Origin of the sequence: Nocardioides sp., assembly GCF_031397825.1 — a bacterium.
Lineage (GTDB): Bacteria > Actinomycetota > Actinomycetes > Propionibacteriales > Nocardioidaceae > Nocardioides.
Genome location: NZ_JANNML010000152.1, coordinates 1 through 15,268 on the forward strand (window position 1 = coordinate 1; position 15,268 = coordinate 15,268).

Annotated in this window: 12 protein-coding genes; 7 read left to right on the forward strand and 5 right to left on the reverse strand. The window is 70.7% G+C overall.

Annotated elements, in window-relative coordinates:
* The first annotated feature begins 402 nt into the window (after window positions 1-402).
* A complete protein-coding gene (locus RMN98_RS13310) occupies window positions 403-945 on the forward strand; it encodes an AAA family ATPase (protein ID WP_309649299.1) in 543 nt (180 codons plus the stop codon).
* Here RMN98_RS13310 and RMN98_RS13315 read toward each other — a convergent pair.
* On the reverse strand, window positions 936-1,868 hold the full coding sequence (locus RMN98_RS13315; protein ID WP_309649300.1) for a phosphotransferase: 933 nt from the start codon (window positions 1,866-1,868) through the stop codon (window positions 936-938). The genes RMN98_RS13310 and RMN98_RS13315 overlap by 10 nt on opposite strands.
* Window positions 1,869-1,938: 70 nt before the next feature.
* Here RMN98_RS13315 and RMN98_RS13320 point away from each other — a divergent pair, with 70 nt between their 5' ends.
* The 3 genes from RMN98_RS13320 to ppsA all read left to right on the forward strand — a co-directional run bounded on the left by RMN98_RS13320 (window position 1,939) and on the right by ppsA (window position 5,938).
* Window positions 1,939-2,541 (forward strand): hypothetical protein, encoded by a 603-nt coding sequence (locus tag RMN98_RS13320; protein ID WP_309649301.1) that lies wholly within the window; start codon window positions 1,939-1,941, stop codon window positions 2,539-2,541.
* Window positions 2,542-2,624: 83 nt separating this feature from the next.
* On the forward strand, window positions 2,625-3,509 hold the full coding sequence (locus tag RMN98_RS13325) for a pyruvate, phosphate dikinase/phosphoenolpyruvate synthase regulator (RefSeq protein WP_309649302.1): 885 nt from the start codon (window positions 2,625-2,627) through the stop codon (window positions 3,507-3,509).
* On the forward strand, window positions 3,506-5,938 hold the full coding sequence (gene ppsA / locus RMN98_RS13330) for a phosphoenolpyruvate synthase (protein WP_309649303.1): 2,433 nt from the start codon (window positions 3,506-3,508) through the stop codon (window positions 5,936-5,938). Before RMN98_RS13325 ends, ppsA begins: the two co-directional genes overlap by 4 nt.
* A gap of 8 nt (window positions 5,939-5,946) precedes the next feature.
* Here the strand turns inward: ppsA and RMN98_RS13335 are convergent, their stop codons facing one another.
* Together RMN98_RS13335 and RMN98_RS13340 are read right to left on the reverse strand one after the other, a co-directional pair.
* Entirely contained in the window at window positions 5,947-6,693 is a 747-nt protein-coding gene (locus RMN98_RS13335; RefSeq protein ID WP_309649304.1) for a helical backbone metal receptor, read from the reverse strand.
* Window positions 6,690-7,190 carry a thioesterase family protein gene (locus RMN98_RS13340; protein ID WP_309649305.1) on the reverse strand — a complete coding sequence of 167 codons (501 nt, stop codon included), beginning with the start codon at window positions 7,188-7,190 and terminating at the stop codon, window positions 6,690-6,692. Before RMN98_RS13340 ends, RMN98_RS13335 begins: the two co-directional genes overlap by 4 nt.
* A 102-nt stretch (window positions 7,191-7,292) precedes the next feature.
* On the opposite strand from RMN98_RS13340, the gene RMN98_RS13345 reads away from it, so the two are divergent.
* Entirely contained in the window at window positions 7,293-9,269 is a 1,977-nt protein-coding gene (locus RMN98_RS13345) for a clostripain-related cysteine peptidase (protein ID WP_309649306.1), read from the forward strand.
* A 51-nt stretch (window positions 9,270-9,320) separates the two neighbouring features.
* Here RMN98_RS13345 and RMN98_RS13350 read toward each other — a convergent pair whose 3' ends face one another.
* Window positions 9,321-10,121 carry a hypothetical protein gene (locus RMN98_RS13350; protein ID WP_309649307.1) on the reverse strand — a complete coding sequence of 267 codons (801 nt, stop codon included), beginning with the start codon at window positions 10,119-10,121 and terminating at the stop codon, window positions 9,321-9,323.
* Window positions 10,122-10,236: 115 nt separating this feature from the next.
* Between RMN98_RS13350 and RMN98_RS13355 the strand changes: the two genes are divergently transcribed.
* Entirely contained in the window at window positions 10,237-10,899 is a 663-nt protein-coding gene (locus RMN98_RS13355; protein WP_309649308.1) for a sigma-70 family RNA polymerase sigma factor, read from the forward strand.
* The gene (locus RMN98_RS13360) at window positions 10,896-11,786 is read left to right on the forward strand and encodes a hypothetical protein (RefSeq protein WP_309649309.1); all 891 of its coding nucleotides are present in this window, start codon (window positions 10,896-10,898) and stop codon (window positions 11,784-11,786) included. The genes RMN98_RS13355 and RMN98_RS13360 overlap by 4 nt, the downstream gene beginning before the upstream one ends.
* A gap of 134 nt (window positions 11,787-11,920) precedes the next feature.
* Here the strand turns inward: RMN98_RS13360 and icmF are convergent, their stop codons facing one another.
* Window positions 11,921-15,139, reverse strand: coding sequence for a fused isobutyryl-CoA mutase/GTPase IcmF (gene icmF / locus RMN98_RS13365; RefSeq protein ID WP_309649310.1), 3,219 nt, complete (start codon window positions 15,137-15,139; stop codon window positions 11,921-11,923).
* Window positions 15,140-15,268: the final 129 nt, after the last annotated feature.

Here is a 15,268-nt window from a genome sequence, read left to right on the forward strand (position 1 = left end):
CTCGCGCGCATCCGGTTCGGGGCCCATTGTGGCGCGGGTCCAGTTGGCGTTGCTAGCGATCACCAGCCGCCGCTTGGGATCGATGAAGATGCCCTGGCCGAAAATGCCCTGCGCCGCGAAACTGCGTTCGGTTGACAAGCGACTCTCCACATCCATCCCAGTGCGGGGGTGTGGTCTCGACGCCTCCCCGCTGGGCTCGTCGGGTCGACCACCGACCGGAAGTGCTTGACCACCGACAGGTCCCTCCCCGTTGGCCACACGTGTGACCACCCCGCAAGCGCGGGGTCCAGCTGGTCTCGACCCCCGGGTGGGTTCGAGGCTCGCTGCGCTCGCACCTCAACCACCGTGAGGGGCGCGGCGGGTCTCGGTCGCACGTCGACCTCCGCGACTACGGTCAGGGGCGTGGAGCAGTGCCCTCGTCTCGTCGTCGTGCGGGGCAACGCAGCGTCCGGGAAGACGTCGATCGCCACCGAGCTGCAGCGCGCGTGGGGGCCGGGCGTGGCGGTGATCGGGCAGGACCACTTCCGTCGGGTCGTGCTGCGCGAGCACGACGTCCCCGGAGCCGACAACATCGGTCTCATCGCCCACACGGTGCGCTACTGCGCGAGCATCGGTCTCCACGTGGTCCTCGAGGGGATCCTCCTGACAGAGCACTACGGCCCCATGCTCCGCGAGCTCGTGGCCGAGCACCCGGGGCCGACCCACGTGTTCTACGTCGACGTGCCGCCCGAGGAGACGATGCGGCGGCACCTGGCGCGACCTCTCGGAGCCGTCGTACCCGCCGAGGTCTTCGGTGAGTGGTACGTCGACGACGACCGTCTCGGCGTCCCCGGCGAGGTGGCGCTCGACGGAGCCCCGCCCCTGGAGATCGTGCTCGCCGCCCTGCGTGAGCACCTCGGCCCGCTCGAACCGCAGCGGGAGCGTGACCCGAGCCGCTACCTCTGAGCCGTGGCCAGCGCATCCCGGTAGGCCGGCAGGGAGGCCTGCAGGGCCAGGAGCCGGTCGCACGTCGCGGCCACCTCGCGGCGGCCGAGGTCGGTGTCGATGCGCGCCGTCGCGTTGTGGGCCAGCCAGCCGCCGAGGGCGGACACCCAGCCGCCGAAGGGCCACAGGTCGCCGACGACCGTGGACCCGGAGGCCCGGCAGTAGGACGTCAGTACGCGTCGGAAGCCCAGCACGTCGGTGGACCAGTCGAGCGCGACGGAGACGGCCTCGCGGAGCACGGGCCGGGGTCCGGCGGCGTCCCAGTCGAGGGCGATCAGTGCGCCGTCGACGACGAGGGTGTTCTTGGGGTCCAGGTCCCCGTGCGACCAGGCATGCGCCGTCACCAGCCCAGGGGCAGCCGTGGCGGTCTCCAGGAGAGCGAGCGAGGGGGCCGCCCGGCGCAACCGGTCCGCGAGTGCGGCCGGCACGTCGGGGGAGCCAGCGAGGCTCGCCCAGCCGGCCTCGTCCCATGGGTCGTCATCCAGGGCGTCGTCGAAGGGCTCCGTCGCCCCGTGGATCCGCGCCAGCAGGGCGCCCGCCTCGTCCTGCCACTCCTCAGGTCGGGGCACCCACCCCTCACACCACTGGTGCACCCGCACGAGCGCACCGCCCACGTCGGCGAGGCACTGTCCGTCGACCGACAGGACCGGCGAGGGGCAGGCGATCCCGCGAGCGAGGGCACGCGCCTCCACCGCATGAGCGGCTTCGATGTTGGCGCGGAAACCGAGGGTGCCCGCGTTGACGCGCATCACCTTGACCGCGAAGACGCCGCGCTCGGTCTCGAGGCGCCACAGGTCGTTGGAGAGACCTCCGGCCACCGGCGCCGCAGCCAGCCGCGTGCCCAGTCCGAAGGCCGCAGCAGCGCCGTCCAGCACGTCCGTCATGGTGCGAACCCTCCGCCACCACCCGTCGTACGGCAACGCGTTATTGCACCGCTCCTGACAGGATCACGCCGTGCTCGCCGTGATGACCCGCCTCGTGGTGTCCTGCACGATCCTCGGGATCGGCGTGGGGTTGCTGCTGACGGCGGCGCTGGGTGCGGACGGCTACTCCACGATGATCAGCGGGATCTCGCTCGCGCTCGAGCTCGACTTCTGGATCGTCAACCTGGCAGTGGGCGTCGTGCTGGTGAGCCTGGCCTGGGCGGGCGGCCTGACGCCAGGGGTCGGGACCGCGGTCCAACCGCTCGTCGTGGGTCTGGTGGTCTCGGGAGTCCTGGCGGTCCTGGAGGAGCCGGGGCAGTGGTGGGCCCGTGCACTGCTGCTCGTCGTCGCCCTGCCGGTGCTGGCGGTGGGGATCGCCGGCTACCTCGCGGAGGATGCCGGGGCGGGACCTGCCGAGGCGCCCGCGCTCGCGCTCGACCCGCGGGTGCCGTTCCGATGGGGCTACGGCCTCTTCCTGGGGGCCGGCGCCGTCGTCGGATATGCCTGCGGGGCAGCCGTCGGGCCGGGGACGCTGCTCGCCATCGTGGTGCTCGGACCACTGGTCGACTGGGTCTCGTCACGTGCCCGCTCGCGTGGCTCCGCCCGGGACCACGCCCGTCGGAGCAGCGGCTAGCAGAGCTGGACGCCGGCGACCGGAGGCGAGCCACGTGCGACGATGCACCTCATGCGTCAGTCCGGGACCGGGAGGTGGGCTGCATGAGCGAGCCCCAGGGCGACGTCGCGGTGCCCGTGTTCTTCCTGTCCGACAGCACCGGCATCAGCGCGGAGACCATGGGCAACGCGCTGCTCATCCAGTTCCCCGACCAGGTCTTCGAGCGCACGGTCATCCCGTTCATCTCCACGATCGAGGACGCGCGCAGGGTGGTCGAGATCCTCGACGAGGCGATGGCCGGGCCGGTCACGCCGCTGGCGTTCACCACCGCAGCCGAGGACAGCATCCGCGACGAGCTGAGCAAGACCAGGGCGCCGCTGATCGACTTCTTCGACATGCACATGAGCCGGGTGGAGGGCATCCTCGGCCAGCGGGGCATCCGCGAGGCCGCGCGACTGCACGGCGTCGGCGACATCAAGCGCTACAACACCCGCATGGCCGCCGTGGAGTTCACCATCGAGCACGACGACGGGCAGAGCCTGCGCGCGCTCGACAAGGCCGACGTGATCCTGCTGGCGCCCTCGCGTTGCGGCAAGACGCCCACGAGCATGTACCTCGCGCTCCAGCACGGCCTCTTCGTCGCCAACTACCCGCTCGTCGACGAGGACCTCGAGTCCTCCGACCTGCCGCGGCCCGTCAAGGACCTGCAGGACCGGTGCTTCGGCATCACCACCACGGTCGACCGTCTGGCCCGGGTGCGCAACGAGCGCCGCCCGGGCTCGCGCTACGCCACTCCCGAGCAGTGCCGCTGGGAGCTGCGTCGCGCGACCGAGATCTTCGCCGCCCATCGGGTACCCGTCATCGACTCCTCCGCCAAGTCGGTCGAGGAGATCTCCACGTTGATCCTGCAGACGCTCAAGAAGAACGGCGGCGTCCCCAGCCGTCAGCGTTTCAAGGCCCGCGACAACCACGGAAGTGAGCAACCATGACCACCGGGACCACCCAGCCCCACGAGCAGAGCCGCAACGTCCGATGGTTCTCCGAGCTCGGCCTGGGCGACCTCGAGCAGGTCGGCGGCAAGAACGCCTCGCTCGGTGAGATGGTCTCCCACCTCACCGACCTTGGCGTCCGCGTGCCCGACGGCTTCGCCACGACCTCCGAGGCCTTCCACCGCTTCATCGGGGCCGAGCTGAACGGGCAGAGCGGTCTGGCCGAGCGCATCGCCGGCCTCCTCGACGACCTCGACACCGACGACGTACGCCGGTTGGCCGAGGTCGGGCGCGAGATCCGCGAGGCCGTCGTGGGCCAGCCCTTCCCGGAGGACCTCGAGGCGGAGGTTCGCTCTGCCTACGAGAAGCTCGCCGCCGAGAGCGGTGGGGACGAGGCGTCGTTCGCCGTGCGCTCCTCGGCGACCGCCGAGGACCTGCCTGACGCGTCGTTCGCCGGTCAGCAGGAGACCTTCCTCAACGTGCGCGGCATCGACGCGGTGCTCCTGGCCATTCGCGAGGTCTTCGCATCCCTCTACAACGACCGCGCGATCGCCTACCGCGTCCACCACGGCTTCGCCCACGCCGACGTCGGTCTCTCGGCCGGCGTGCAGCGCATGGTCCGCTCCGACATCGGCAGCTCGGGTGTGATGTTCACGATGGACACCGAGTCGGGCTTCAAGGACGCCGTGTTCATCACCTCCGCCTTCGGCCTCGGTGAGGGCGTCGTGCAGGGGGCGGTCAACCCCGACGAGTGGTACGTCTACAAGCCGGCGCTGCGCGCCGGTCGCCCCGCGGTGCTCAAGCGCGGCGTCGGCGGCAAGGCGACGAAGATGGTCTACACGAGCGACGAGACCGTGGGGCGCACCACCGAGTTCGTCGAGGTCGACCCGGCGCAGAGCCGGATGCTCAGCCTCACCGACCACGAGGTCGAGGAGCTGGCGCGCCACGCCCTGGTCATCGAGGAGCACTACGGCCGCCCGATGGACATCGAGTGGGGCAAGGACGGGGTCGACGGCCAGCTCTACGTGCTCCAGGCGCGGCCTGAGACGGTCGAGTCGCGGCGCACGGGTGCTCTCGAGCGCTTCAGGATGAACGGCTCCGGACCGGTCCTCGTCGAGGGTCGCGCGATCGGCCAGAAGATCGGCGCCGGAGCCGTGCGCGTCATGAAGTCCATCGACGACATGCACCTCTTCCAGACCGGTGAGGTCCTCGTCGCCGACATGACCGACCCCGACTGGGAGCCGATCATGAAGCGCGCCTCGGCGATCGTCACCAACCGCGGCGGGCGCACCTGCCACGCCGCCATCATCGCCCGCGAGCTCGGCATCCCCGCCGTCGTCGGCAGCGGCTCCGGCACCCGCGAGCTCGCCGACGGTCGCGAGGTCACGGTCTCGTGCGCCGAGGGCGACACCGGCCTGGTCTACGAGGGCCTCCTCGACTTCACCGTCGAGCGCACCGAGCTCGACTCGATGCCCGATGTCCCGGTCAAGATCATGATGAACGTCGGCACGCCGGAGCAGGCGTTCTCCTTCGCCCAGCTGCCCAACGCCGGCGTCGGGCTGGCCCGCCTCGAGTTCGTCATCAACCGCCAGATCGGAATCCACCCCAAGGCGCTGCTCGACCTCGCCGCCGACCCAGACCGCCTCGACCCCGCGCTGCGCGAGCAGATCACCGAGACGATCGCGGCCTACCCCGGCCCGCGCGAGTTCTTCGTGCAGCGCGTCTCCGAGGGCATCAGCATGCTGGCCGCGGCCTTCGCGCCCCACCCGGTCATCGTGCGGATGAGCGACTTCAAGTCCAACGAGTACGCCAACCTCGTCGGTGGTGAGGCCTACGAGCCCCACGAGGAGAACCCGATGATCGGCTACCGGGGTGCCTCGCGCTATCTCTCGGCCGACTTCGCCGAGTGCTTCGCGATGGAGTGCGAGGCGCTGCGCCACGTGCGCGACGAGATGGGCCTGACCAACGTCTGGGTGATGATCCCCTTCGTCCGCACCCTCGCCGAGGCGCGTGGCGTCATCGACCTGCTCGGCAAGCACGGCCTGGTCCGCGGGGAGAACGGACTCAAGGTCGTGATGATGTGCGAGGTCCCGTCCAACGCGGTGATCGCCGAGCAGTTCCTCGAGCACTTCGACGGCTTCTCGATCGGCTCCAACGACATGACCCAGCTGACGCTCGGCCTCGACCGCGACTCGGCGCTGGTCGCCGAGGGCTTCGACGAGCGCGACCCGGCGGTCAAGCACATGCTCAGCCTGGCCATCAAGGCCTGCAAGGCCCAGGGCAAGTACGTCGGCATCTGCGGCCAGGGCCCCTCCGACCACCCCGACCTCGCGGAGTGGCTGCTGGAGCAGGGCATCGAGTCGATGTCGCTCAACCCCGACACGGTCATCGACACCTGGCTGCGCCTGGCGAAGGTGGGCCAGGCCTAGAGCCAGCCCTAGAGCTTGAGCGTGGCGGCCTCGACCAGGGAGGGGCCGTACCACGTCAGCAGGCGCCCGCTCACGAGGCGGGTCGGCGTCCGCGTGAAGGCCTCAGGCCCGTCCTCGGCCGTGAACACGTAGGGCTCGTCCGGCAGCAGCACGACGTCTGCCCCCGCGCCGTCGACGGCCGCGAGGTCGACGGTGGGGTAGCGGTCGGGGTGCTGGGCGAACACGTTCTCCCAGCCGAGGCGGCGCAGCAGGTCGCCGGTGAAGGTGGAGCTGCCCACGACCATCCAGGGGTCGCGCCAGATCGGCATCGCCACTCGGGCCGTCACGGGTGGGACCGCCCCGCACCACAGCGCGCGCGAGCGCAGCAGCCACTCGGGCCACGGCCAGCCGAGCACGTCGAGCAGCCGCTCCAGCGAGGCGATCGCGCCGGGCACGGTCTCGATGTCGGTGACCCAGACGCGCACGCCGGCCTCGCGGAGACGGCGTACGTCGAGCTCGCGGTTCTCCTCCTTGGTGCAGACGACCAGGTCGGGCGAGAGGGCCTGGATCGCGGCCAGGTCGGGGTTCTTGGTGCCGCGCACGCGGGTGACGGCAAGGTCGGCGGGGTGGGTGCACCAGTCGGTCGCGCCGACCAGGGCGTCGCGGTCGACCGAGGCGAGCGCCTCGGTGATGGAGGGCACCAGGGAGACGACCCGGCGCACGGGCCGGGGGCCGTCGTAGACCGTGCCGAGGTCGTCGAAGGGGAGATCGGTCATCGGCGCAGGCTCAGTCGGGTCGCGGCCTCGGCAACCCACGGGTGTGCCGCGATCTCGGCGTCGAGCGCGCCCGCGATGTCGTCGGGGATGTCGCACGCCCGGCGGGTCTCCATGGACACGTGGACGTACATCACCTCCATGACGCAGGCGACCCGGTCGTGCGTGCGGTCGAGCACGAAGGAGACGGCGTGCACGGCCTTCGACGTCCGTCCGGCGATGCCGGTGTGGACCGCGTAGGGCTCACCGAGCCGCAGCTCGCCGAGGTAGCGGATGGAGTGCTCGACGGTGAAGAAGGACAGCCCGCGCGCCGGGATGTAGTCCTCGCCCATTCCGAGCTCGCCCAGCCGCAGCCAGGCCGCCCACGAGCCCTCCCGGAAGTAGACCGAGATGTTCATGTGACCGTTCTCGTCGATCGCGTCCGGCGCGACGGGCCGGTCGAAGTGCGACGGCAGCGAGCGGACCTGGTCGGCCTGGGGCAGGAGGGGTGCGGGACTCACGTGCCGAACCTACCGGCGTGTGACGTGCGCCCGGTCTAGCCCCCGTGGCACCGCTGGGCGCTTCGGCAGACGGACGTCCGGCTGCGGCCCTATTTTCACGACGTGCCTCCCTTCACCGCGTCCTCGTCACGTCTGGTCCTGGCCTCCGCGGCCCTGCTCCTGCTCACCTCCGCCTGCAGCGGAGGAGGTTCCGAGGAGCCCGACTCCGACGGTGGCGGCGGTGGTGGTGCCACGAGCGCCGTCGAGCACACGGGCCGCGAGGGCGACGGCTGGACGGTCCTGCACTACTCCATGGCCGACACCGACCTCGAGCCGTTCATGGTCGCCGACGTCAACGAGATCGGCGTGGTGGGATCGAACGACAACCTGCACGTGCGTGAGTTCATGGACCGCAACGAGGGCTACGGCGACGACGAGCTGCTCGACCAGGGCAGCTGGGTCGGCGGCCGGATCCTCGACATCGGCCAGGACGGCGCGACCGAGGTCGTGGCGGACCTCGGTGACGTCAACTCCGCCGACCCCGAGGTGCTCGCGTCGTTCATCGCCGAGGGCATCGAGGCCAACCGCGCCGGGCACTACGCGCTGATCATCTCCGACCACGGCGCCTCGTGGCCGGGCATCGGCCCCGACGAGGGCAGTGACTACGACGTCCTCGACCTCGCCGAGATCACCGCCGGCATCTCCAGCGGCCTCGAGCAGGCCGGTGTCGACAAGCTCGACCTGCTCGGCTTCGACGCCTGCCTCATGGCCAACTACGAGGTCGCGAGCGCGGTCGCGCCGCTGGCCGACCGGCTGGTCGCCTCGCAGGAGCTCGAGCCGGGCCACGGGTGGGACTACACCTCGCTCCAGCTGCTCGCCGACGACCCCGAGGCCACGGCCGACGAGCTCGGCTCCGAGATCATCGCCGGCTTCGCGGGCCAGGCCGCCGACCAGGGCACCAGCGACACGATCACGCTCTCGATGGTGGACCTGACGCAGATGGCGGCCGTCGACGAGGCAGTGGCCGCCTTCGCCGGGGCGATGCAGGAGCAGTCGACCGACGTCGCACCCGCCGTGGGCCAGTCCGAGGCGACCACGCTCGCCTTCGGCAAGAGCCCCGACCAGAGCCAGGACAAGCACCTCAGCGACCTCGGGCTGCTGGCGGCCTCGATCGGCGAGTCCGCGCCCGAGGTGGCCGAGCAGGCCGACGCGCTCGTCGGTGCGCTCGACGACGTCGTCCTCGACAGCGTGGAGGGGGTCGGCACGGCCGGGGCGACCGGCCTGTCGATCTACCTGCCGCCGGTCGTCGAGCTCGCGGACCCGGCGTACGCCGACGTGGTGAGCTCGCAGGAGTGGCGCTCCTTCCTCGACAGCTACTACTCCGCGGGTGAGGCGATCCCCGACGAGGAGCTGCCGACCTTCACCGACCCGGAGGCCGGTCCGGAGGTCACCTTCGACGACGACGGCAGCATCACCCTGAGCGGCGCCTACGACCCCGCCGCCCTCGACAACATCACCGAGGCGACGATCAGCTATGCGCTGGTCAACGACGACGACTCGATCACCTACCTCGGCGAGGAGATCGCGGACTTCACCGACGAGGGCTCGCCCACCGCGTCGGGCAACTACGACCTGACGTTCCTCCAGATCGACGACGGCGTGGACTCCGCCTACGCCTACGTCGACCTCGACCTGAGCGAGGACCTCGGCACGGCGTTCTTCGACGTGCCGATGACCTACTACGCCTCGACCGACCCCGACCAGGTCGACCCGCAGGACGCCCTGCTGTCACTGGTCCTCGACGTCGAGGCCGGTGAGTTCGTCAGCGAGACGATCTACCTCTACGACGAGCTGACCGGCGGCTACGGCGAGCTGGCGCCCGACCCGGAGGGCATCATCATCCCGGACGTGCTGACCATCGGCGCCGACGGCGAGCAGGTGTGGGAGCCGACCAGCGACGTCGGGCTCTACGCCGACGTCGCCAACCTGACCTACGAGTTCGTGCCGCTCGACCCTGGCACGCTGCTCCAGGCCGACCTGACGGTCGTCGACTACGGCGGCAACACCAGCACGCTGAGCTCGCTGGTCGAGGTGCCCTGACGCGACGGTGACGTGCGGCAGGTCGTCCAGCACCGGCGCTGACCCGCAGGCTCAGTCGACGTCCGTGTCGTCCGTGTCGTCCGTGTCGTCCGGGGCGTCGGGCTCGTCGTCGCCCGAGCCGGGCCCGCTGTTCGAGCCCGAGCCGCCGCCGGAGTCCTCGTCGTCGGGCTCGTCGGTGCCGTCGGGCTTGTCGTCGCCCGAGCCGGGCCCGCTGTTCGAGCCCGAGCCGCCGCCGGAGTCCTCGTCGTCGGGCTCGTCGGCTTCGTCGGGCTCGTCGTCGCCCGAGCCGGGCCCGCTGTTGGAGCCCGAGCCGCCGCCGGAGTCCTCGTCGTCGGGCTCGTCAGTCTCGACCTCGTCAGGCTCGTCGGTCTCGTTCGTCCCGGAGGGTCCCGGACCGGTCTGGTCCGGTTGGCCGTCGTCGGAGCCGGAGCCGCCGGGGCTGCCGTGACCACCCGGCCCGGCCTCCTCGCCGTCGTCGTGGTTCGGGTCGACCTCGCCGGAGGGCGGCACGGGCGCGGGACCGCCGCCGGTGCCGGAGGGGTGACGGGGCTGCTCGCTGGGGAACACGGACGGTTCGGAGGGCGACTCGCTCGCGGGCGCGCGCGACGGCCCGATCGCCGGCCCTGGCTGGGAGAACAGGACGTCGGAGGCGTAGGCGGCGCCGAAGAGGCTGACGGTGACGGAGGCCGTCACGGCAGCGAGCCGGACGCCGATCGGGAGCCGCCGGCGGACGGGAGCAGGCGCGTGACGAGCCACCTGCGCCAGGGTCGCGGTGAGCCGGGCGTCCTCGAGGACCGGCACCTCGGCGCGCAGCACCCAGGCCAGGTCACGGGTCGAGAACGGCTCAGTCACACCTGTACAGGTCGCCACCACGGTGATCGGTTACATCGGGAGGAGGTGAAATCTCGGCTGTAGGAATCGTCAAGGTCTCGCCTCCAGAATGAGGCCGGGGAGACGGGAGCACGTGATGGGAGCACGTCGCGAGGACGACGACGTCGTCGCGCGCGCCCGCCAGGGCGACGACGACGCGTGGGCGGAGCTCTACCGTGAGCACGGTGGTCGGCTGGTCGTCTGGCTGCGCTCCATGCCGAGCGGTGACGCGGCGGCTGCGGCTGAGGACATCGCCGCGGACGCGTGGCTCACGGCTGCCCAGAGCCTCGGCAAGTTCTCGGGCAGCAGCGACGACTTCGCCGGGTGGCTCTTCAGCATCGCCCGCAACGTCGTCAGCAACCGCCGGCGCACGACGACCCGGCGGGGCACCGAGCCGCACGACACCACCGTCCCGGACGGCGTCGACTGGGGCTGGGCTGACGACGCGTCGCACCTCGTCGACGGCCAGGACCTGACGCGGCGGCTGCTCGCCCTCCTCTCGCCCCGCGAGGCCGAGGTCATCGCGTGCATCGACGTGGTCGGCCTCGACGCGGCCGCGACCGGCCGGGCGCTGGGGATGAGCCCGACCGCGGTGCGGGTCGCTCGCCATCGGGCCCTGAAGCGGCTGCGCCGCGCCCTCGCCGACCTGGACGAAGACGGGGATGTAACGGACGGGGCCCCTCGTGACCTGAGTCTCATGCACGCCCCGTCTGTGTCGTTCGCGCCCGTGCCGCGACCCGTGCCTCTGGAGGACCCATGACCATCCATCACTCACCGTCGTCGCGGGCGGTCGCCATCGCAGCGGCCCTGGCTGCCACCGGCGTGCTCACCCTCGCGCCCGGCGCAGGTGCGGCATCCGCTGACTCCGACCGGGACGGCATCCCCGACCGGTGGGAGCGCACCCACGGCATGAACCCGTTCCGGGCCGGCGATGCCCGGGCCGACTTCGACCGCGACGGGCTGAAGAACCTCGGCGAGTTCCGCCAGGGCGGCAAGCTGCACGACGAGGACACCGACAACGACGGTCATGACGACGGCGACGAGGTCCACGACGGCCGGCGGTCCACCGACATCGACGACCGGGACACCGACGACGACGGCACCCTCGATGGCGACGAGGACGCCGACCCTGACGGTGAGGACAACGAGGACGAGGACGACGCGACCGAGCCCTGCCTCGCCGACGACGACGACCACGACGCCGACCACGTGGACGACGAGGACGAGAACGAGCACGGCGGTCGGGTCCGCGACGCCGACTCCGACGACGACGACGTAGCCGACGGTGACGAGGACTCCGACCACGACGGCGAGGCCGACGAGGACGAGGACGACGCCGCGGAGGACGCCTGTGAGGACGAAGCGGACGAGGACGAGGCCGACGTGCTGGGTTCCATCGTCAGCTTCGACGGCACGACGCTGGTCGTGATGACGGTCGACGGCTTCACCCTGAGCGGCGAGGTCACCGAGAGCACCGAGATCGAGTTCGAGGACGCCGACGAGGACGGAGCGGAGGACGGAGACGAGGGCGATGACGTCGAGGCCACCACGGCCGACCTGCAGCCCGGCGTCACCGTCGCCGAGCTGGACTTCGACGACGAGACCGGCGCACTCGAGGAGGTGGAGATCTACATGGCCCAAGCCTGACCCAGACCAGGGCCCCGGCCCGGACCGGACCCCGGACCCCCCCGGGGGGACCGCCGCCGGTGCTGACCTGCCCAAGGCCAGCAGCTGGCCCGCCTACGCGCTCGCCGCCCCTCTGCGGCGGGCGCGTGCGGCGTTCAGACGTTGCGGCGGTACTGCCCGCCCACCTCGAAGAACGCCTCGGTCACCTGGCCGAGCGAGCACACGCGGGCGGCGTCCATCAGCACGGCGAAGACGTTGTCGCCGTTGACGGCCGCCTCCTTGAGCCGCGCGATGGCTTGGGTGGCCTCGGTCGCGTGGTCCTCCTGGAAGGCGTGGACGCGGGTGAGCTGGCCCTCCTTCTCCTCGTCGGTGGCGCGGGCCAGCTCGATGTGGACCGGGGTGCCGTCGGAGTCGGCCTTCCGGAAGGTGTTGACGCCGATGATCGGCAGCGAGCCGTCGTGCTTGCGGTGCTCGTAGAGCATCGACTCGTCCTGGATGCGCCCGCGCTGGTAGCCGGTCTCCATCGCCCCGAGCACGCCACCGCGCTCGTTGATCGCGTCGAACTCCGCGAGCACGGCCGCCTCCACGAGGTCGGTCAGCTCATCGATGATGAACGAGCCCTGCAGCGGGTTCTCGTTCATCGCCAGGCCCCACTCGCGGTTGATGATCAGCTGGATCGCCAACGCGCGGCGCACCGACTCCTCCGACGGGGTCGTGACCGCCTCGTCGTAGGCGTTGGTGTGCAGGCTGTTGGCGTTGTCGTAGATCGCGATCAGGGCCTGCAGCGTCGTGCGGATGTCGTTGAAGTCCATCTCCTGCGCGTGCAGGGAGCGCCCCGAGGTCTGCACGTGGTACTTCAGCTTCTGGGAACGGTCGTTCGCGCCGTACTTCTCCTTCATCGCCACCGCCCAGATGCGACGGGCGACGCGACCGATCACGCTGTACTCAGGGTCCTTGCCGTTGGAGAAGAAGAACGACAGGTTGGGCGCGAAGTCGTCGATGTCCATGCCGCGCGCGAGGTAGGCCTCGACGTAGGTGAAGCCGTTGGCGAGGGTGAACGCGAGCTGGCTGATGGGGTTGGCCCCGGCCTCGGCGATGTGGTAGCCGGAGATCGAGACCGAGTAGAAGTTGCGCACCTGCTGCTCGATGAACCACTCCTGGATGTCGGCCATCATCCTCAGGGAGAACTCCGTGGAGAACAGGCAGGTGTTCTGGCCCTGGTCCTCCTTGAGGATGTCGGCCTGCACCGTGCCGCGGACGTTGGCGACGGCGTACGCCGCCAGCATGGCGCGCTCCTCGTCGGACGGCTCGCGCCCCTCCTTGTCGCGGAAGGCGTCGACCTGCTGGTCGATCACGGTGTTGAGGAAGAACGCCAGCACCGTCGGGGCCGGACCGTTGATCGTCATCGAGACGCTCGTCGACGGGGCGACCAGGTCGAAGCCGCCGTAGAGCACCTTCATGTCGTCGAGCGTCGCGACGCTGACGCCGGAGGTGCCGACCTTGCCGTAGATGTCGGGGCGCTCGTCGGGGTCGCGGCCGTAGAGGGTCACGGAGTCGAAGGCCGTCGAGAGGCGCTTGGCGTCGCCGTCGGCGGAGAGGATCTTGAAGCGGCGGTTGGTGCGCGCGGGGTCGCCCTCGCCGGCGAACATCCGGGCGGGGTCCTCGCCGTCGCGCTTGAAGGGGAAGACGCCGGCCGTGTAGGGGAAGTAGCCCGGGAGGTTCTCCCGGCGCCAGAAGCGCACGAGCTCACCGTGGTCGCTGAAGCGGGGCAAGGAGACGCGTGGGATCTTATTGCCGCTCAGCGACTCGCGGGTCAGCTGGGTGGTGATCTCCTTGTCGCGCACCCGGGTGACCTGCTCGTCGCCGGCGTAGGACTCGACGACAGCGGGCCAACCGGCGATCTGGTCGGACACGTCGTGGGGGAGGGCCTTGCGGGCCTTCTCCAGCAGGTGGGGGACGTCGCCGTGGTCGCTCTCGCCCAGCTCCTGGGTGACGAGCTCGAGGCGCTGCACGCGACGGGCCGCGTCGGCGAGCTCCTCGGTGCGGGCGTGGTAGCCGCGGACGGTCTCGGTGATCTCGGCGAGGTAGCGCACGCGGTCGGTCGGGACGACCTGGCGGATGCCGGAGGAGTGCTTGACGGCGACGGCCGGCAGCGTGCCCTCGTCGAAGGCCAGGCCCTGGTCGGTCAGGAGGCCGTGCAGGTGCTGGTAGAGCGCGGTCACGCCGTCGTCGTTGAACGTCGCGGCCGAGGTGCCGAAGACCGGCATGTCGCTGGGCTGCTGGCCGAAGGCTTCGCGGTTGCGGACCAGCTGACGCCCGACGTCGCGCAGCGCGTCCTTGGCGCCGCGGCGCTCGAACTTGTTGATCGCCACGACGTCGGCGAAGTCGAGCATGTCGATCTTCTCCAGCTGGGAGGCCGCACCGAACTCAGGCGTCATGACGTACACCGACGTGTCGACGAACGGCACGATCGCCGCGTCGCCCTGGCCGATGCCGGGGGTCTCCACGACGACGAGGTCGAAGCCGGCGGCCTTGACGACGTCGATGACGTCGGAGAGGTGCTCGGGGATCTCGTGGGCTCCGCGGGTCGCCAGGCTGCGGAAGAAGACCCGGTCGCCGTCGAGGCTGTTCATCCGGATCCGGTCGCCGAGCAGGGCGCCGCCACCACGTCGGCGGGTGGGGTCGACGGCGATGACCGCGATGCGCAGCTTGTCCTGCTGGTCGAGCCGGAAGCGGCGTACGAGCTCGTCGGTCAGCGACGACTTGCCGGAGCCGCCGGTGCCGGTGATGCCGAGCACGGGGACGCGGTGGGCAGAGCCGGCGTCGCGCAGGCGCGCCATGACGTCCGCGGAGAGCTGGCCCTGCTCGGCGCCGGTGATGGCGCGGGCGATGGCGAATCGGTCGCCGCTGACGACCTGCTCGGCGCTGACCTGCTTGGTGGCCCACAGGTCGAAGTCGCAGTCCTTGACCACCGAGTTGATCATCCCGACCAGGCCCATGCGCTGGCCGTCCTCGGGGGAGAAGATCGTGACGCCGGCCTGGCGCAGGCGTTGGATCTCGTCGTGCACGATGACACCGCCACCACCGCCGACGACCTTGACGTGGTCGGCGCCCTGGGCGCGCAGCGACTCCACGAGGTACTCGAAGTACTCGATGTGGCCGCCCTGGTAGGACGACACCGCCACGCCCTGCGCGTCCTCCTCCAGCGCCGCATCGACGACCTCCTGGACGGAGCGGTTGTGACCGAGGTGGACGACCTCGCAGCCCTGGCTCTGGAAGATCCGCCGCATGATGTTGATCGAGGCGTCGTGACCGTCGAAGAGGCTCGACGCGGTCACGAGACGGACCGGGTGCTGGGGCTGGTGGATCGTCATCGACTACCTCGCTGCAGGGAAGGGAGAGCAACTACTTGGATGTCCAACTATCTGATCATAGGACGTCCATGGACCTGGAGCAATCGGTCGTGGAGAGGGCTTGGGGGGATAGTGCGGGACGTTTTCGAC

Coding starts and splice junctions, on each gene's coding strand:
- RMN98_RS13325 (WP_309649302.1), top strand. CDS start 2,625: ATGAGCGAGCCCCAGGGCGACGTCGCGGTGCCCGTGTTCTTCCTGTCC.
- RMN98_RS13335 (WP_309649304.1), bottom strand. CDS start 6,693: ATGACCGATCTCCCCTTCGACGACCTCGGCACGGTCTACGACGGCCCC.
- RMN98_RS13360 (WP_309649309.1), top strand. CDS start 10,896: ATGACCATCCATCACTCACCGTCGTCGCGGGCGGTCGCCATCGCAGCG.
- RMN98_RS13355 (WP_309649308.1), top strand. CDS start 10,237: ATGGGAGCACGTCGCGAGGACGACGACGTCGTCGCGCGCGCCCGCCAG.
- icmF (WP_309649310.1), bottom strand. CDS start 15,139: ATGACGATCCACCAGCCCCAGCACCCGGTCCGTCTCGTGACCGCGTCG.
- ppsA (WP_309649303.1), top strand. CDS start 3,506: ATGACCACCGGGACCACCCAGCCCCACGAGCAGAGCCGCAACGTCCGA.
- RMN98_RS13315 (WP_309649300.1), bottom strand. CDS start 1,868: ATGACGGACGTGCTGGACGGCGCTGCTGCGGCCTTCGGACTGGGCACG.